11 protein-coding genes and 1 tRNA gene are annotated in these 16,938 nt (G+C 62.0%); 1 reads left to right on the top strand and 11 read right to left on the bottom strand.

Translation table 11 applies throughout. The features are described from left to right. Positions 1–81: 81 nt before the first annotated feature. The 11 genes from BJ972_RS16250 to galU all read right to left on the bottom strand — a co-directional run bounded on the left by BJ972_RS16250 (position 82) and on the right by galU (position 16,300). Positions 82–1,323, bottom strand: a complete 1,242-nt coding sequence (locus tag BJ972_RS16250) for a PD-(D/E)XK nuclease family protein (protein WP_129175742.1) — start codon at positions 1,321–1,323, stop codon at positions 82–84. Beyond that, the gene (locus tag BJ972_RS16245; RefSeq protein ID WP_206736525.1) at positions 1,320–6,905 is read right to left on the bottom strand and encodes a DEAD/DEAH box helicase family protein; all 5,586 of its coding nucleotides are present in this window, start codon (positions 6,903–6,905) and stop codon (positions 1,320–1,322) included. Before BJ972_RS16245 ends, BJ972_RS16250 begins: the two co-directional genes overlap by 4 nt. Further along, complete coding sequence (druD, locus tag BJ972_RS16240) at positions 6,869–7,504, bottom strand: Druantia-type antiviral defence protein DruD (protein ID WP_129175740.1); 636 nt, start codon at positions 7,502–7,504, stop codon at positions 6,869–6,871. Before druD ends, BJ972_RS16245 begins: the two co-directional genes overlap by 37 nt. Positions 7,505–7,953: 449 nt before the next feature. Further along, on the bottom strand, positions 7,954–10,806 hold the full coding sequence (locus BJ972_RS16235; RefSeq protein WP_129175738.1) for a hypothetical protein: 2,853 nt from the start codon (positions 10,804–10,806) through the stop codon (positions 7,954–7,956). A gap of 209 nt (positions 10,807–11,015) precedes the next feature. Then, on the bottom strand, positions 11,016–11,612 hold the full coding sequence (locus BJ972_RS16230; RefSeq protein WP_129175736.1) for a DUF3846 domain-containing protein: 597 nt from the start codon (positions 11,610–11,612) through the stop codon (positions 11,016–11,018). A gap of 292 nt (positions 11,613–11,904) precedes the next feature. Then, positions 11,905–12,351 carry a hypothetical protein gene (locus BJ972_RS16225; protein ID WP_206736524.1) on the bottom strand — a complete coding sequence of 149 codons (447 nt, stop codon included), beginning with the start codon at positions 12,349–12,351 and terminating at the stop codon, positions 11,905–11,907. Continuing rightward, complete coding sequence (locus BJ972_RS16220) at positions 12,344–13,342, bottom strand: hypothetical protein (RefSeq protein WP_129175734.1); 999 nt, start codon at positions 13,340–13,342, stop codon at positions 12,344–12,346. The genes BJ972_RS16225 and BJ972_RS16220 overlap by 8 nt, the downstream gene beginning before the upstream one ends. Positions 13,343–13,611: 269 nt before the next feature. Then, positions 13,612–13,687 (bottom strand) — tRNA-Ala (locus BJ972_RS16215). Between the two features lie 55 nt (positions 13,688–13,742). Further along, positions 13,743–14,684, bottom strand: coding sequence for a hypothetical protein (locus tag BJ972_RS16210; RefSeq protein WP_129175732.1), 942 nt, complete (start codon positions 14,682–14,684; stop codon positions 13,743–13,745). Positions 14,685–14,742: 58 nt separating this feature from the next. Beyond that, positions 14,743–15,402 carry a GNAT family N-acetyltransferase gene (locus BJ972_RS16205; RefSeq protein ID WP_257022756.1) on the bottom strand — a complete coding sequence of 220 codons (660 nt, stop codon included), beginning with the start codon at positions 15,400–15,402 and terminating at the stop codon, positions 14,743–14,745. Between the two features lie 4 nt (positions 15,403–15,406). Beyond that, a complete protein-coding gene (galU, locus tag BJ972_RS16200) occupies positions 15,407–16,300 on the bottom strand; it encodes a UTP--glucose-1-phosphate uridylyltransferase GalU (RefSeq protein WP_129175730.1) in 894 nt (297 codons plus the stop codon). Positions 16,301–16,351: 51 nt separating this feature from the next. Between galU and BJ972_RS16195 the strand changes: the two genes are divergently transcribed. Continuing rightward, positions 16,352–16,930, top strand: coding sequence for a 5-formyltetrahydrofolate cyclo-ligase (locus BJ972_RS16195; protein ID WP_129175728.1), 579 nt, complete (start codon positions 16,352–16,354; stop codon positions 16,928–16,930). Positions 16,931–16,938: the final 8 nt, after the last annotated feature.

The following is a 16,938-nucleotide window of genomic DNA, read 5'->3' as shown; positions in this document are numbered from 1 at the left end:
TGAGTGCCCTTTAAAAGGAAGTCAGGGCGACCGACCCGGGCCACGAACTGGGCCAGCCGAAGCAGCACGGGGTTGCCTCATTCAACGAGTTCCTGCAATCTCGCCGGACAGAATGAATGACTCGGACGTCGTTGTCAGGGTCGCGACAATCCCGTCGACTCCTGGATCATGATCCCGTCGAATACCGAGCAACCGCAGTCGTTGCCCCTGAGCAAGCTCGGCTCCCGACGCGATTCTCAATAGCAAGACACGCCGGGAGCCGAACCGATCCAGTAGCCACCAGCTCTTCGCCCCGTTTTGATCGCCAACGATTCCTTCGAAGTCGAACCACGAGTTTGGCGCAACGCTTGTTGGATCGTGATTCATCGAATCCCAGTAAGCGGGGCAGATGCTTCGCACCGGACATTGCACGCAGTGCGGGCCGGTCGTCGCAACGGGCGGGTCCGCTTCAATCTGCTCGTCCGCCGCGCGCACGCGACTTTTGATCGATTGGGTGATGCGGTCCAGCTCGGAAGCATCGGGAGATTGGATCGTGATATCTGTGGCTGGATAGGCGACGGTCAACTCGCCCATTGGCATCCGTGAAGGATTCGCTGCCAGATCGTTCTCCCAAAGCACCCCATAGAAGCGCAACTGGTCGAGATGGTCAGGGTCCTCTCGGCCGGTCTTGTGATCAACGATGTCGACGTGGGAGGCGGAGATGGTCAGAAGGTCAAGACGCCCTTTGATCCGAAGCTCGTTCGCCCGGAGAGAGACCTCTGCGTACGAGCCGGGGCCCAGCGCTGTTCGCGTATGACCGCCGGAATGCAACGCTAAGCCAAGAGCAGCGGGGCGGCCTCGACGCGGCACCAGAGTCAACCTGCTAAGACGGGTCTGGACGTCCACACGAGCCTCAGGCACTCGGTCTGCAAGTAGTCGTTGGATCTGTTCTCGTCGAGTTGCGCTCACCCTCGGGTTGCCATCGAGCATCGCCATTCGCTGCTCCAGTGCCTCGGTTGCCACGACCGAATACCCGCCGAGCGCCCGAAGGACGGCCACCGCCTCGGGCGTACTTGCGGCGCTACACCCGGCTGCGACGAGAGCCCGGACGATTCGCTCGAGTGAGTCGTGCACAATGTCGCCAAAGAGGGCCGACGGATGCACAAACCTCGGATACCCATAGCCATCCCAGAGGTCCGGATAACTCGCTGAGCTCAACGCATACCGGAGAGCGCACGTCTCGACCTCCCTCAAAGACGAGTACGTCCAAAGTTCAGGTGCGTCAGGAAGCAGTGCTCTTGAACGCTCAACCCCGGAGTCGAAAGCGCGTTGCCCACCGCTCATGACAGCGTCTTGATGACCGAGTTAGTCGCGAATGGCAGGTTGCGTGCGATGACCATGTCATCGATCAGGGGAACTTGGACTCCCCCGTACTCTTTGGCATCGTGCAACTCTTGGGTCGGTGGAACATCCAGCGTCAAGGGACCATGGATACCGATGATCCATTGTTGTCCCACTCGCGTGGCAAGAATCGGTGCAGTGATTGGTCCCAGCCCAGGAACTTCGACGACTTCATTCCGCTTGAAAACAGTGTCGGGGAGGTCTCGGCTCTCTAGGTCGGCGAAGAGCTTGTCCGCCGAAAGATCTAACCTCGTTTGATCCAATGTCGGCGGCTCCCCGAAGAGTAGATAGCGCAGCAGGCTCGCGCCCACCTTCCGATCGAGCAAGCCGTGCTCGAATCGGTTCCGGAAACTTCGCAGGCACTGGTAGCAGGACTCATCGCATCCGGCGGGGCACTGCTCGAGACGCTCAAGCGCGTCCGTGAAGATGGACAACCCGAACTCTTGGACGCGGCGAGTGAAGCCGGCTCCGCCTGCAAGGGTGTCGTACAGGTAGATCTCTGCCTCTTCACCTTTGTGCCCGAGCGGTGTGAGCGCCGGCCTGTACTCAGCCTGGATCTCTGATGCCTCGATGCCCAGCTTCTGAGTTGCGGCAATGGTGAGTGCTTCTGCCAGGGTGCGCAGCGCGACATGGGTCGACAACCACTCAGGACGAAGGCGGACCGGGGAATTTACCCGCAGGCGAACGAGAAGCACATCTGACTTGAAATCGGTGCCGAGTACCAGTCCGCGTGACGACTTTGACCCTGGGCAATCCTGGTTCTTGTCATCTGGGTAGGGCTTCTTGTGCGAGCCGAAGACTTCGCCGCTGGCGTTCTTCACAGGCTCAATGAGTCCACAAATAGTGCAGTAGTTGTATCCCTCGTTGTTCGGCCCAGTATTAGTAACAAGCAGCGTCGAGCGCTGATATGCCTGCGTCACCCTGTCGCTCACCGCGGCCCACTTGCCCTCCTCGTCAGGTCCCTCAGCGACCAGTTTCGCCCGCGTTGCATAGCTCACCGCTGGTGCATCATCGGGGCTCGTCCCTGGATCCTTCGTCGCTCGATGCGCAAAGCCAGGCGGCCGCATCCAGTTCATTGCCTTGCCGAACGATTCCGGAGTTCCGCAGGCTGGGCACTCACGTTCTTCGCCGCGTTCGGCCTCGGTGGACCTAACGTGCATCGCATAGTGACAGACCGAGCACTCAAAGTAGAGCCAACGCTCTTGCCATGCTTTGAAACGGTCGGCTTGCATCGGCGAATAGATCGCGCCGGAGGTCCATTCCTTGTTGTCGATCCAGACGACCTTTCCGGGTGCGTACTGGCTCAGCGCGACATTCAGGCCCTGGCTCGGCGTGTATTGGTAGGCGGTGTTGAACTGCTCCGACTTGTTGACGTCGAATACGTGGAACGAGACGACGTCGGTTGGGAAGGCATAGCGCGGGAGCACCCCTTCATAAAGCAAGCGATCGAGTAGATTCGTCTGGCTTCGTTCTTCGTCCGGTAGTTCCGCCCCATCTTCGGCAGGACTATCTCCCTCGATCTCGTTCTGCTGTGGTGCGAGGCCTCCTTCTGCTATCTCAGGCACGCTTCCATCTGCACTGATCTTGAGAGCCCGGTCAATCTCCCTAAGCGTCGCCGAAACGAAGTTGTCGAGAATCTCGGAGCGGACGGTCGCAAGTTCGGAGGGCAGCCAATCATCGATCTCCGCTCGAAGCACCGTCTTGTTCTGGCCCAACCAGTCTTCGAAGTCAGTGCGGTTGAGCGACGAACTCGTCCCTACGAACCCAGGAACGGTGCCCAGCACCTCGAAGAGTTGCTTTTGCTCGTCCGGATCAATGGTCGGAAGCCGGTCCTGGTGATACCGCTGCAGCAGATACGCCGTGACGTGCCGGCGAGCAATTTCATCATTGTCCATCGTGAGCCGAGGGTCTTCGACCTTGCCTCGGATCATCGCCGCTGGATTGCGGAAGTACTGATCATCGTGTGTGTCCGCGCTACCGAATGCTACGACAGTGGCAACAGCATTGCCGCGGCGGCCAGCGCGACCAGCGCGCTGCTGATAGTTCGCTCGAGACGGGGGCATATTCCGAAGGGCAACGCCGCTCAGGCTACCGATGTCGATGCCGACCTCCATGGTTGTCGTGCACGACAACACGTCAACAGCCGGTTGCTGCTCGCCGTCTTGGCCGGGAAGAGAAACATCGATGTCTTGGAAGAGCAATTCATACTGCTCGGCCCGGGAGAACACTTCGTCCGACTGTGCGGCGTTGAGCTGCGCCGTGTGTTCGCGCGCGATGATGCCCATCGGCGTTTCAGGGAACTCCTGCAAGGCGCGAGCCGCGCTGGCACGGTAGTAGCCCTTTCGCGCCTGGAACACCGCATCGGTATTGGGATCGAGGATACGGACTGCATTCGCACGACAGTTGACGCACTTGGTAGATCCAGGGAAAGGACGCTGGGTGTACCTGCAGTGCTCGCAGTATCCCCATGCGTCGGAGACGTCGAGCGCGACGTCCCCTGCGCGCAGGCGATACTTGCCGCCGATCGGCTCACAGAAGGTAGCTAGAAGGGTCGGCAGCCACTCGTCGTTGAACTGCTTCTTGAGCGGCTTGGTGTCGAGCCACCTGGCGAAGCCATCGAACTTTCCAGAGTGGGGGTGGACGCCTCCCTTCACCTTCCACCACTCGCCTTCCTGCATCGACTGGAACCAGATTCCTTTGCTCGCCCAGAAACCGAGCCAGATCCGAACCAGCGCCAGCTTCTCCTCATCCGTGGTGGCGAGGTCATCCAAAGCGGGGAGCTTGGCGAGCACGTCCTTGCGCTTCGCCCCCTTCTCCCGGAACGAAGCCAGACCCAGTGATGTAAGGCCGTAGTACTTATCTGTGAGCGTTGCGTACATCGCGCGCAATAGCGCCACCGGAGGGGTCGGCTGAAGGATCATCAGCCCCAACAGTTCGGACGTCTCTCCAGTAAGCGCTCCTGCTGCCACCTTCGCCGCAACATCGTCCAAGATCTTCATCGACTCGGCAGGCTTTAGCTCAGGCCGCAGGCGAGCCTTAAGTGCGCTTGCGCCAACCATCGTTGCCAGGAACATCTGCTGCAAACTGAGCTCATTGCGAATAAGTACCTGCGCATCGAGATCGGTCCAGCCACGAAGCACAAGGGGGCGGATGACGTCGCGCATCGAGTAGTTCTGAAGATTCGGTGCAAGGCGTGCCGCTACTTGGCGGGAGTCAGAGAAGGCGAGGACTTTCCGCCCACGAAGCGGCGTGAATTCGCTGTGCTCCCTGCTCGGAGGTTGGACCTCGATCTGCCGCGTGATGAGTGCCTGAAACGGCTGATCGCCTTTCGTCTGATGGTCTTGTACCGAGGAGCGACCGTAACCGGCCGAGCGTGCGCAAACCCCGCAGGGTTTGAACTCACCGTTCGCATTGCTCTGTTCATGCTCATCATCGTCGCCCTCGGTCGTGATCAGTTCGCCGCCCCGAAGTTCGGGCAAGTAGACGCGTCGCACTCTAGAGCCAAGCCTCTTCGAATCGAGCGCTCCGGTGACAAGATCTAGATCGGCCAGCTTGACGTTGGTAGTTGGGTCTTCGAGCAACAGATCGAGCGCGAACAGTTCCGGGATCGAGCCTGCGGCAGCCTGGAAGGCACCGCCTTGCTCGTGCCACAAATACGAAGGTTCGATGAGGTCGTCGGTGTACGCACGCGCGTACGATGAACCACAGTGCCGACAAGTGAAGTACTCGAATACTCGAGCACCGCAGGCACAAGCCGAACGCGGCTGGTGATAGAGCTTTCCGATTGGACCAGTCCCGCGCAGATGCTCGTCAAGCGCCTCGCATCCAGGATCGAGGCAAGCCCATAGGCCTGCTAGCCCTCGAAAGAACCCGTGCACGCGGCAGGGCAAGAGGCCGGGCTCGTCTGGACTTTGTCGCGCCGCGCTTCCCAGAGCCAACAACGTTGAAACGGCCCGATCAGCGATCGTCCGATCGACACCAGGAAAGATCACCGTCCCGAGTTCACTCACTGGCTGAGCCTTTTGCATGGTCTCATTGACGAGCAACGCGAGGGGCTCGAAGTCGTGCAACGCGTCAAAAAGGGACTCACCCACCGGTCGGTCTTGCAGATCCTGCCCGCGATACTCAAGCAGATCGCTGACCGCGAGGGTCTTGTCTTCACCAGAGTCACCGTTATAATAATCCCCCATCGGCAGGGAGGCGAGCAGCGCTGCATCGACTGCAGATCCTACGGTTGCAGGCTCCCGCAGTTTGAGCTCGCCCTCGACGGTGCGGAAATCCGCTATGTCCTTGCCGCTGAGTTGAGCCGCGAACTCTCTCGCGTACTCGGCGCTCGCAAAGCTCGCGCTTGTCGTGATGACCTGGAGACGATCGGGCGTAATACCAAGGCGGGCACGCAGCCGTCTGAGCAGCAGCGCGACTTCAGCACCCGCTGCTCCGCGATACAAGTGGGCTTCATCGACAATGAGCATGAATCGCTCGTTCGGATTGTCGGCAAGCCACTGGCGAGTCTCGTCGAAGACCGGACGCTCGAGCGGTCTCATGAGCATGTACTCCAGCATCGAGTAGTTGGTGATGATCACATCTGGGGGCGAAGCGAGCACCTCGTGCCGGGTGAGCAACTCAGGGTCGTCGGGCTGCATGACCGCCCGAATGAAGTTGCCATCCTTGTCCTGCCAGCGACTCCCTGTATCGCCGTACCACTTCTTGATGTCCGGCTTGGCCGGCCACTTGCCTCGTACCTGAAGTTTTTCGATCAGTTCGACTGCTTCAGCATGCCATTTCGCTTTCGGGTTCTCAGCTCGATCATGAAGCAGCACGTAGAAGTCCTCGATGGATCCGAGCCGTCGCTGATCACGTTCGCGCGTTCGCACTCCGGGATATAGCGTCCGGCTCGTGTAGCGCGCAAATCGCGCCGGCCGACCTGCCCAAGCCGTGAACTGCGTGGTAACTCGAGGGTCGCCGAGGAGGCGACGGAGGCGGCCCAGCTGATCGTTGACGAGCGCGTTCATCGGATACAGGATCATCGCTCGAACAGCCGGGGCGGCGAAGGAGGCAGGGCTGTGAGCGGCCTCCGTCGCCAGCTTGGCCAGCATCGGAAGCAAGAACGATTCTGTCTTTCCCGATCCCGTCCCGGTGGTGACCGCCAGGCTCGAACCATCGCGGCAAGCCCACTCGAGGGCATTTGCTTGATGCGTGTACGGCGGGTCAAAGAGGAGGGGGTCGAGGTCGCCTAGACGGTGGGTCAGCGCTGAAAAGAGTTGCTGAACGGCAACGTCGACTTTAAGGTCTGCGAACTTCCGTTCGGTTCGGTAGCGCGGTGTGCTCTCGATGAAGGGCTCTCGAAAGATCACCCCCTCCTCATTGAGAAGCTGACGGCGCTGATCGATCACCATCGGATGCCCGACGTGGTAGGTCGCCTCGATGTATTCGCGAAGGGCCGCTTGGATGTCGTCGATGGTCTCGGCAATCGTTGGGGCTTCGCTCGTCAAGGTGTTCCTTCCACGGAGATTGTCGTCATCCACAGCATGTCGTTAAACAACTGCATCAACGAGGGCATTGCGCCGATTGGCACCCGGTAGGCAAAGAGCGCTCCCGACGTTTCTAACGAAAGTCCGATCAGCTGAAGATAACGCTCCGCGAAACCCGGAATCGGAGAGAAGAACTTCACGATTACTGCATCACCAGAAGAGAAAGGCTCCAATGCAAACTGCTGGGGCGCGCCACGAGTCGCATCGATCGCCATCTGGAGCCGCCACGCTTCATCCCTGCCCGGAATCACCGGGTTGTCGATCGGAAACTCGGCCAACTTCGTGGCCGTTCCGTTTACCAGACGGACTGCACACCAGAGATCTGCTCCGTAGGCTTGTGGACGGCGGGCCATAAAGTCGCCTGTATCTCCAACCACAGGCGCGCGCCAGCGGCCGCGGTAGTAGCGGACCTTGGAGCTTGGATCGACGATCTGCAGTCCTTCGATATCTCCCGAGGAAGAAGCCGCATCCAGCCGACCGCTGATTCGTTGCAGCAGCGTCTCGGACTGCTCGGGAACCGGCGATCCGACCCAGCGTTCTCGCTCGATAGGACGAAGTCCGGCGGTTGCAAGTCGCTCGACCGCGCTCGCCACATCGATACGGAGTGTCCGTGTGTGACCCTCTCGCTCGACTAACGGCGCAAGCTCAAAATCCACAAGGGAGGCTCCATGTGGTCGAACACCTGAGATCAGATACGTGCCCGGCTCTCGCTCAATGTATGACGGAGGCCCGAGGTAGAGAAGTCGAACCGAGCGATCCTCCTCCCGGCGCAGTTCTAGCAGGTCGCCACCCGCGACCATCAGGTCGAGAAGCTCGGCTAACGTCTCGCGGGAAACTTCCCCGTCCTCAGCGACTGGACGAACGGCTCCCAACACTGCCCCGATGAGCCGACTCGGGCTGGTCGGGCACATGAACGACGCTGCGCGCCTCAAGGACGCTGCGAGCCCTTCCCTGCTTGTTAGGCCAACGAGCTCTGGATCCAGTCCTAGCGTCCGCACTGACAATGCAGAAGCGTCTGCGGGACTCAAGCTAGTGACAGTCATCAAAAACCTCGTCCTACGGATTGCGGATCGTTGAGGGCTCGACTCCCGAGCACTGCGAATCTCGCCGCACGAATGAGCACCGGCGAACTGATGATGTGCCCGATCAGATAGTCGCGCTCCCCCGTCGGCCAAGTGGTAATCAGGCCAGGTTGGCCGGCCAGGGTCAAGAGAAAGCGAGCGGCCGATGGTCGGTCTTGGACTCCGTTCTCCACGAGGGTTTGCGCGACGACGCTGTCGAAGCCCGGGATCAGCGTCGCGGGCTCTGACCACCGGTAGAGGTTTCGACCGATATCTGATGCCAGCGACTTGTGGCTCGCCGTGACACCGAGGGTCTCTTGCATCTCGTCGAGATGGTCGGCCAACTCACTCGCCCGAGCCAACTTGCGCTCAAGCGCTGCCCAATGAGAACCACCGAGCAGGACCGCGTTTGCGCGCGCTATCGCCTCGAGCACGTGCGCTTGTTCATGCGCGGCGAACAAATCTGCCGGCATTTCTGCTGTCGCCCACCGGTGGTGCGCCTCGACATACTGCATGACTCCCGCGATCGATCTTCCAACTTCAGGAACGGAAGGTCGCGAGGCCCCAAGGGCAATGACGGCGCTGGGGTTAGTTGGGGCCAAGACGGCCAACTGCGCTTCGCCCGCATTTGCACACAGCAAGCCACCACGGGGTAGGAGCGAGATCGGGTGCCCCTGAATCTGAATGATGCCTTGAAGTGGTTCCTCGACCGTGAAGTACGCCACATTGGTAGCGCCGCCATCCGTCCGGTCATGGAGCTTCGCTACCCTCTGCCCATCACGGTCAGGCTTTGAGAACTGCCACCGGAGCGGCCGAAAGCCTCGTTCAAAGGTGAGCGATGCCATACCAAGGCCATCGCGGTGCACTTCGACAAGGCAGGATTCCGTGTCGTCGTAGGCTGCGCCGAAAGACCGATCTGAGCGAAATCTCTCGACTAGCGAGGCCCATTGTTCAGCATCTATCGGCAGAACCACTTTGAGGCGGATGGCGGCGAGTTCACCACCTTCAACGTCGCGAAGCTGTACCGCAATATCGGCTGACGCGCCCGGAGCACAGTCCACGGTGATAGAAGCACGACCTTCCCACAGCTCGGACAGAGTCGGGCGGGCCGGCGAAGCCAGCATCCGAATTCCCTCACCGTTCGATGCGTTCTCTGGTCGAACTTGGGGATCACGCACTGTTATAGCCAGTGTGCCATTGGCAAGCTCGCGGTCGTCGGCACCAATCACGATCGCGCCGACCTCATGTGAGCCAACATCCAAACCGTCGAGCGACAAGACGAGCTCTGGGTTGTCTGAGGGCCACGGCACGAAGTGAGCGTGACCATCGACAGTCAGCAGACAACGGACTGGGATGAGTTCTGATCGAATGCCGATGACTGCCGGCTCTCCAGCGAGCCATTCCGCGGCCCCTTCACCATCCCAAGAGCTCGCAACGAGTCCGACCGGCCGCACAGTGATGGCTGAGAGCGCCGAGAGCCCAAGCGAAACGAGCGCGTTCGCGTCGCCCTCCGTCAATTGCTCCGGCACATCCAGTCTGTAGGCGTGTGCGCCGGGCGTTTGAAGCGGCACCGGTGCACTCCACGCCACATCGGGCGAGTCCTCCCCTTGTGCACCCACGAGAACGTAGCTATGTCCTGGTCGCACGAATCGTCCCTTTACCTCGATCGCGAGGCCGCGCCCTTGAGTGCGATACAGCCACCACGGCCCGTTCGTCATGACGCTTTGGTCGGTGAGGAGCGTATTGACCGTGCTCGAGCCTCCCTCCAGTTGGAGGAACGGTCGGAGCGGGTCTGGCCATGAATCGAAACGAAACTCCTGCCCAGGGAAAACCAGGCTGCCCTGCGGCAGTGGTCTGCCGCGACCATTCGCTATTGGGCGAAGCGTCCGAAGCTCCTCGAAGACGTGGGGCAGGCGCTCGCTGAGCGACGTCATGTCGGGTAGTTCCGCGTAAGCATTCCACACACCATCAAGCTGCTTCAGAAAGAATCTAGGATCGGTGGCTATCGACTGTCGTCCTTGCTTTCCCGCTTCTTTTCCTTGGGACTGACCGCTTGCAAACCCACTTGCGCGAACCCGACTCGCCGCCTGCCTCGCCGACGCGAGCCATCGCCGAGACTCCTGCTCTCTCGATAGTCCTTCAACCAACCGGTCGAGCGTTGACTTGACCAGATACGGTGACTCCTCCTCCTCGCCGGAAAGGAGCGCAGCAGCCACTCGTCCGAGCAATGCCGTGTTCTGGCTGAAAACTCTGAATCGGTCGCTGTACAAGCGCGCCCGGACGGCGAGACGTTCGCCTAGTTCGTCGAGATCACCAAGAAGCGCGGAGGTAAGTCCAGCGCGGAATTCAAACAACAGTTGCGCGAGTTGCCGTTGGAGGTACGTCGGCAACACTGCGTGGCTGATCGGCCAGGCGATTATTGTGAACGTTTTAGCAAACGCACCGGTTGGCACGACGCCGCCGTACTCGGCGGCGAACTTGGCAAACCAAACCTTGATCCAGTGACGATGCTCGGATTGCCAGCCCGGAGTCGATCTCTCAAAGCTGGTCCAGTACTCATCTCCGACATAGTCGTAGCCCGACTCAGCCGCGTAGACGACAAACGGCAGCCAAGCAGTCCGATACCGCGTGGTGAGTCCGCTCGCGACGGCCAAACGAACGCTGCTGACGAGCAACGCATAATCTTCCGGCCCGAGGTCGTGTTCGAGCGCAAACACTGGAGACGGCGGCACTAGTGCCTCGCGCCGTTGATGAAGTTCAGCGAAGTGGTCGCCAAGTTTTTGCTGGAGATACATCAGCACATCGATCGCGCTGCTGGACTGAACGACCGACACTTGGGCATCACCTTCCTAGCAGGTCACGGCGGCAAACTCGACACGCCCTTCATCATCGAGGGCGCCACCGACATTTTGTCATGAGGTCTATTCACCACAGCGGAAGCTGATGGTCGGCCCGCCCCCGGCTCTACAAAGCAGAAGCGGCAGACCGCCCGAGAGGGAACTTGCATGTTCTCGATCCCGGACGACTGCCGCCTTTGCGCCCGCTAGTCGGACGGTGCCGTGCCCGTCGCTCGCTGGAGATGCGCCGGCAGGTCCGTGGCGGGCATGACTTTCGTATCCACCGCATCGCTCCAGCGTTCGAGCAAGACCATCGCCCAGATCGCGGCTTTGAAGTAGTCCGCGTACCTGGCTGAGCTGAGGTACCAGTTGGGCCCTCCATAGACCAGAGGGAGCACGACGCAAGTCATCCTGCTCCGGGGGTCGCTTACCCACGCGGGACTTCCCCCGACCTTGATCAGCACGGCGTTCTCCGACTTGCTCGTCAGCATCGCGACCAGTTCGTCTGACACGTCGGTGTTGTCGCCGTCCTCGTCAGGCATACCAACGATGACGGCGTTCCCGACCAGCATCGCCTGACGCGATTGGGGCACGTTGTACCTCCACAGGAACGAGGCGAGGGAGTTGAACGGCAGATGCCGCAACCGACCTTCCTCGTTGACGTAAATCGTGATGCCAAGGTCGGGGATATCGACCGGTTCAATCCATCCTTCGACCGCGGCCTGGTACGCCGCGAGATTAGCAAAGTCGCACACCTCGAGGGGCTCGGACGGGTCGACGGGAACGTGGATGCCTTTGACCATTACTTCTCTCCTTGCTGCAAGCGGCCGGCGAACCAGGTGGTTCTCCTTGAGAGCCGCGCCGCAGCAACGAGCAGGAATGGTGGGTGGAGGTAGTGAGAGCGACAGCCGCTCCGGGAGAGAACTCGTGAGGTCTCGATCCCGGAGGCGACTGTCGCTGTTCAGGCTTCTTCCGTTGCCTGATTGCCCCGTCCGCGCGAGCCTCCGGTGGTGCCGGAGGCTTCTGCACTTCTGGGCGGAGCCGCCGAAGATGGCCGTGATCGCGTGCATCAAGCGGGCGCGGCGAGCTTGAGCGCTAGAACTCGAAGACAGCGTTTGGGTCATCCATCGCTCGCCTGAGTTCGCCGATTCCCGCCATCGGAGAGGTGCGCGCGACGTCAACGATTCCGCCGACAACTGCCTGCAAGGCGGCTACGTCACCGGATTGCAGAGCGAGATCGAGGCTGTCAAAAAGTCGCTTGTTAGTCACTTTGCGCTCGTCGAACACTCGATCAAAATACTCACGCAAGATTCGCTCAGACGCCTTGATCCGGGCAACCTCGGTCTCCCGGTAGGTGACCAGCTTCTCGCGTTTGGTGCTCTCAGTCTCATGAATCTCAATCGACTCACGCACCACGCTAACGATCTGGGTCAGCGCACCGAACGCATCCGCAGGGCTAATCTTGCCCACTACGCCGACAATCACCTCGGTTGCTTTCGCGGGCATCGGCGTGCTCTTGATCACGTTCTTCGAGTCAGACATCAGCCGCCGCCTTCGATTCACTTGTCGTATCTCGATATTTGAAGAATAGTCGCTCAGCGTCCTCGTCTAGTTGGCCGTCTTCATCGGCGATTGACGCAGTGGCGACATCGCGAACCGACTTGACGAGGATGAGCGCCGTTTGCAGTCGCCCGGCATGCAGTTCGTTGTCGTATGTCTCCGACTCCAGGATGTTGAGCGCATCGGTCGCTTGTGAGCTCAATCGGAGAAGGATGTCCTGCAGCTCTCGGGCACGCGACTGCACACCCGCGAGGATCTGGTCTCTCGCGTCCAACTCCGCGACCGCGACGTCGACCTCCGTGTGGTGTTTGACGGCCTCGGTTCGCGCCTTGGTTCCTTGGGTCTTGACGGTCACGCCGAGCACCAGGATGCTCGGCCCGATCATCGCGACGTTGAGCATCTTGCCGCCCAGTTTCACGCCGCCACCGCCCGAGACAAGACTTCCGCCGCCGAGGAATGCCAACGTCGCGTTCTGCGCCGCCGCTCCTGAAAGAGCCTTAATCGCGGTCCCGGTGCTGGCCTTTGCGAAGTTTGTTGCCGCTGCCCGCATCGCGACAGGTGTCGCCCCGCCTGCGATCACTGAGCCGACGACGCCACGAACCCATCCCGCAACATCAGGATCCAACTTGGCCAATCCAACGACACGAGTGTTCGATCCATCGACGCCGTCCAAGATGAGGTGCTCGTGAGCGCGAACTTGCTTGGCATGACGCTCGAGGAAATCGCGCATGCGAAAGATGACTCCACGTTGGGCGGCTTCTTGGACTTGCCCGAAGGCTCGAAGCGCGGCGTTCGTTCTCTCCACCTCAATCAAGTGGATGCCGTGTCGCTTCTCGTAGCGCGCCGCGTGGGCGTTGATCTTTACCCGGGCGAGTCGGATCTGCGCACCGCCGACGGCTCCGACAACCACACCGCCAGTAGCGGCCGCTGCACTGCCAACCACAATGACCAGCGGTATGAGAGGAAGGGCCACGGTCTGCTCCTCCTTTAGGCACTGTGTCGTTACGTAAACCCTATCCAAGGCCGACGGCATCTCATTAGCGAGAGCCCTCCGTGCACCGACGACGCGGTGTAGCAGCACCGATGCATCGGAGGACGTCGCGTCCCGCGAACGGAGGCGCCACTCGCCACTAAGAAAAGAGACCGCCTCGGAAGGCGGTCTCTCTCTGCTTAGTGATGAAGCGTTATGTAGTGCACTTCTCCATGGCATCTGCCTGGACGGTAATTCTAGTAATGCTCTTTTGGTGGACCTAAGGAGATTCGAACTCCTGACCTCCTCGATGCGAACGAGGCGCGCTACCAACTGCGCCATAGGCCCAAGGTGCACAACGATATCACCCGCCCAGCACAGTTCGCCAATCAGCGAGAAAGGCTCAGCCGGCGAGGCGGCGACGACGGAGGGCTGCGTCGAGATCGAGCGACGGAGCGGCCGAATCATCGATGATGCCCATGCTCGCGAAACGACTCGGGGCCTCGGCAACGGGAGCCTGCGCGGCAGGAGTCTCTTCGACGGGAGCAGGCGTGAGACGGCGCACGGTGGCCGGGAGGGCCTCGGCGGCGCGGCGCTCGAGCTCGGCGAGAGCGGCGGCCTTCCGCAGTTCGGCCGCGGCGTCGATGGAGGCCATGGCGCTCGCGGCGATCGTTCCGCGCGAGAGGTGCAAGGGCTTCGGCAGGGGGCGCGGCGTCCACTCGCGAGCGACGGTCTCGCTCTCCTCCCACTCGACAGGCTCGAACGCGCCCTGCTCCTGCACCGGCGCGACGGGCGCGGCGACGGGCAGCGGCGCCCGGCGGCGAGCCGCACGAGCGAGGGTCGAGAGCGTCACGAACGCGGCACTCACACCGACGAGTCCGGCACCGGCGATGATCCAGCCCGCACCGAACGCTCCCGCGATGACTCCGCCGATCGTGACGAGCAGCGAGAGCAGAAGACCGAGGGATGTCAGTGCGCGGCGCTTCCTGATCGAGCTCGACCGGCCCGCGGCATCCGCGATCTTCTTCGCGCGAGCGGCGGCCTCGGCGGCCTGACGTCGCTCGGCGGCGGCGAGGGCCGCGGCGGCTTCGGCCTCGAGGCGCTCGACCTCTTCGCGCTCACGCAGGATGCGCTGCTGGGCGGCGACGGTGCGGGCGTTCGCTTCGAGGCGCACGGCCTCGGGCGTCTCAGCCGTCTCGGCGAGGATGCGGAGCGTCTGCTGCAGACGCACGGCGTTGCGCTCGTGGGCGTCGTACTGGTGGCGATTGAGCCACATCGGCAGGAGGTAGACGATCCAGAGTGCAGCGGCGACGAGCACCAGCACTCCCCCACCCATCGCGTCCATGGGTCAACGGTAGGAGTTCGAGCGCGCACCGCTCCGCAGAACGGCGGGCGTGTCCGAACTAGCGCTCGATGTCGAGCGGTCGTGATGCCGCAGCGAGGTCGGCGTCGTGCACGCGAGCAGCATCGGGCGACACCCGGCCCGCGCGCCAGCGCGAGAGCACGCCCTCGCGCACCTCTTCATGCACGAGCGCGAAGCAGAAGTGGTCGCGCCAGTCATTGTTGATGTGGATGTAGCGGCGGCGGAGGCCCTCGTAGCGGAACCCGAGCTTCTCGACCACGCGCAGCGACGGGCCGTTCTCGGGTCGGATGCAGATCTCCATGCGGTGGAGGCCGAGACCCTCGAAGCAGTGGTCGGTCGCGAGGGCCACGGCTGTCGGCGTGATGCCGAGCCCCGCGAAGCGCTGCGACACCCAGTAGCCGATCGTCGCCGACGACAGCGAGCCGTAGGTGATCGACGAGACGTTCAACTGCCCCGCGAGCTGGCCCTCGTACTCGATGAGGAAGGGAAGTGCGTGACCCGACCGCGCGTGCGCGAGCAGGTTGCGGATGCTCGCGCGCGTGTCGAAGCGACCCGGCCCGTGGGGATTCGTCGCTTCCCACGGCCGCAGCCACGATCGACCCTCGATGAGCTCCTGCTCGAGAGCACGCGCGTCGCGCACTCGGATGGGCCGAAGAACGACGGGTCCGTCTCTCAGCACGGGAACCGGCACCGTCGCCAACGGATCAGTCCAGACCGGCGACGAACTGCTTCAGCCAAGGCTTCAGCTCAGGGCCGAGGTCGTCGCGCTCCACGGCGAGCTGGATGACGGCCTTGATGTAGTCGCCCTTGTCACCGGTGTCGTAGCGCCGCCCGCGGAACACGACGCCGTAGACGCCGCCCGTGCCCTCGACATCCGCGGCCATGGTCTCGAGCGCGTCGGTGAGCTGGATCTCGCCGCCCTTGCCGGGGGGCGTGTTCTCGAGGATTCCGAAGACCTCGGGGCGCAGCACGTAGCGGCCGATGACGGCGAGGTTCGACGGAGCGACATCGGCGCTCGGCTTCTCGACGAGACCCGTGACACGAACGACGTCGTCGTTATCGGTGGCCTCGATCGCGGCGGCACCGTAGAGGTGGATCGACTCGGGGTCGACCTCGAGCAGGGCGATGATCGTGGCGTTGCGGTTCTCGAACTCTTCGAGCATGCGCGACAGCAGCGGGTCGCGCGCGTCGATCAGGTCGTCACCAAGGAGGACGGCGAAGGGCTCGTTGCCGACGTGGCTGCGAGCGCGAAGAACGGCGTGGCCGAGGCCCTTGGGGTCGCCCTGGCGCACGAAGTGCACGTCGGCGAGCTCGCTCGACTCCATGACGCGCTGCAGCTTCGCCTGGTCGCCCTTGGCGGTGAGGGTCTGCTCGAGCTCGGTGACGCGGTCGAAGTGGTTGGACAGAGCGTTCTTGTTGCGGCCGAGGATCATCAGCACGTCGGAGAGCCCGGCGGCGACCGCCTCCTCGACGACGTACTGGATGGCCGGCTTGTCGACGACCGGCAGCATCTCCTTCGGCATGGCCTTCGTCGCGGGCAAGAATCGCGTGCCGAGACCGGCTGCAGGGATAACGGCCTTCGTGATGCGCTGGGTCATACGCATAGGCTAGCGGCACTACGTGTCCGCCCGGTTACTAGGATGGACCGCATGTCTTCCGAGCCCGAGCTCCAGAAGCGCGCACTGCGCGCCGAGCTCAGGGAGCGACGTCGAAACCTGTCCTCCCTCGAACGCGAGAAGGCCACGGCCGGGTTCACCGAGAACCTGGAATCCCTGGTCACAGAGCTTTCCGCCCGTTCCATCTCGTGCTACCTCTCGGGCACGAACGAACCGAATGTGCGCCCGTTCCTCGAATGGGCCGAACGTAGCGGAATTAGAGTACTTTTCCCCATTACGCGCGACGACGGACTGCTCGACTGGACCGTCGGCGAGGGTCGAAGCGAGACCTCGAGCGTCTACGGAGTGCCCGAAGCGGTGGGCGAACTGCTCGGCCCCATCGCCATCAACGACGTCGATCTGATCCTCGTTCCCGCAGCCGCGATCGACGCGAGCGGCATGCGGCTCGGCTGGGGGCGCGGCTACTTCGACAAGACCCTCGGTTCGATGGAAAGATGTCCTCCGGTGTACGCGATCGTGTTCGACGGCGAATTCCTCGACGAGGTACCCCGCGAGGTCCACGACCAACCCGTGAACGGCGTCGTGACCCCCACGCGCATCATCGATTTCTGACCCGAAAG

Origin of the sequence: Agromyces atrinae, from assembly GCF_013407835.1 — a bacterium.
GTDB classification, from domain to species: domain Bacteria; phylum Actinomycetota; class Actinomycetes; order Actinomycetales; family Microbacteriaceae; genus Agromyces; species Agromyces atrinae.
The sequence above is the reverse complement of the archived record's forward strand: the minus strand, read 5'-3'. Positions and strand labels throughout refer to the sequence as shown.

Bases quoted from the DNA above. Each gene is read 5' to 3' on its own strand.
- BJ972_RS16225 (WP_206736524.1), bottom strand. From the start codon at position 12,351: ATGTCTGACTCGAAGAACGTGATCAAGAGCACGCCGATGCCCGCGAAA.
- BJ972_RS16195 (WP_129175728.1), top strand. From the start codon at position 16,352: ATGTCTTCCGAGCCCGAGCTCCAGAAGCGCGCACTGCGCGCCGAGCTC.
- BJ972_RS16210 (WP_129175732.1), bottom strand. From the start codon at position 14,684: ATGGACGCGATGGGTGGGGGAGTGCTGGTGCTCGTCGCCGCTGCACTC.
- galU (WP_129175730.1), bottom strand. From the start codon at position 16,300: ATGACCCAGCGCATCACGAAGGCCGTTATCCCTGCAGCCGGTCTCGGC.
- BJ972_RS16230 (WP_129175736.1), bottom strand. From the start codon at position 11,612: ATGGTCAAAGGCATCCACGTTCCCGTCGACCCGTCCGAGCCCCTCGAG.
- BJ972_RS16250 (WP_129175742.1), bottom strand. From the start codon at position 1,323: ATGAGCGGTGGGCAACGCGCTTTCGACTCCGGGGTTGAGCGTTCAAGA.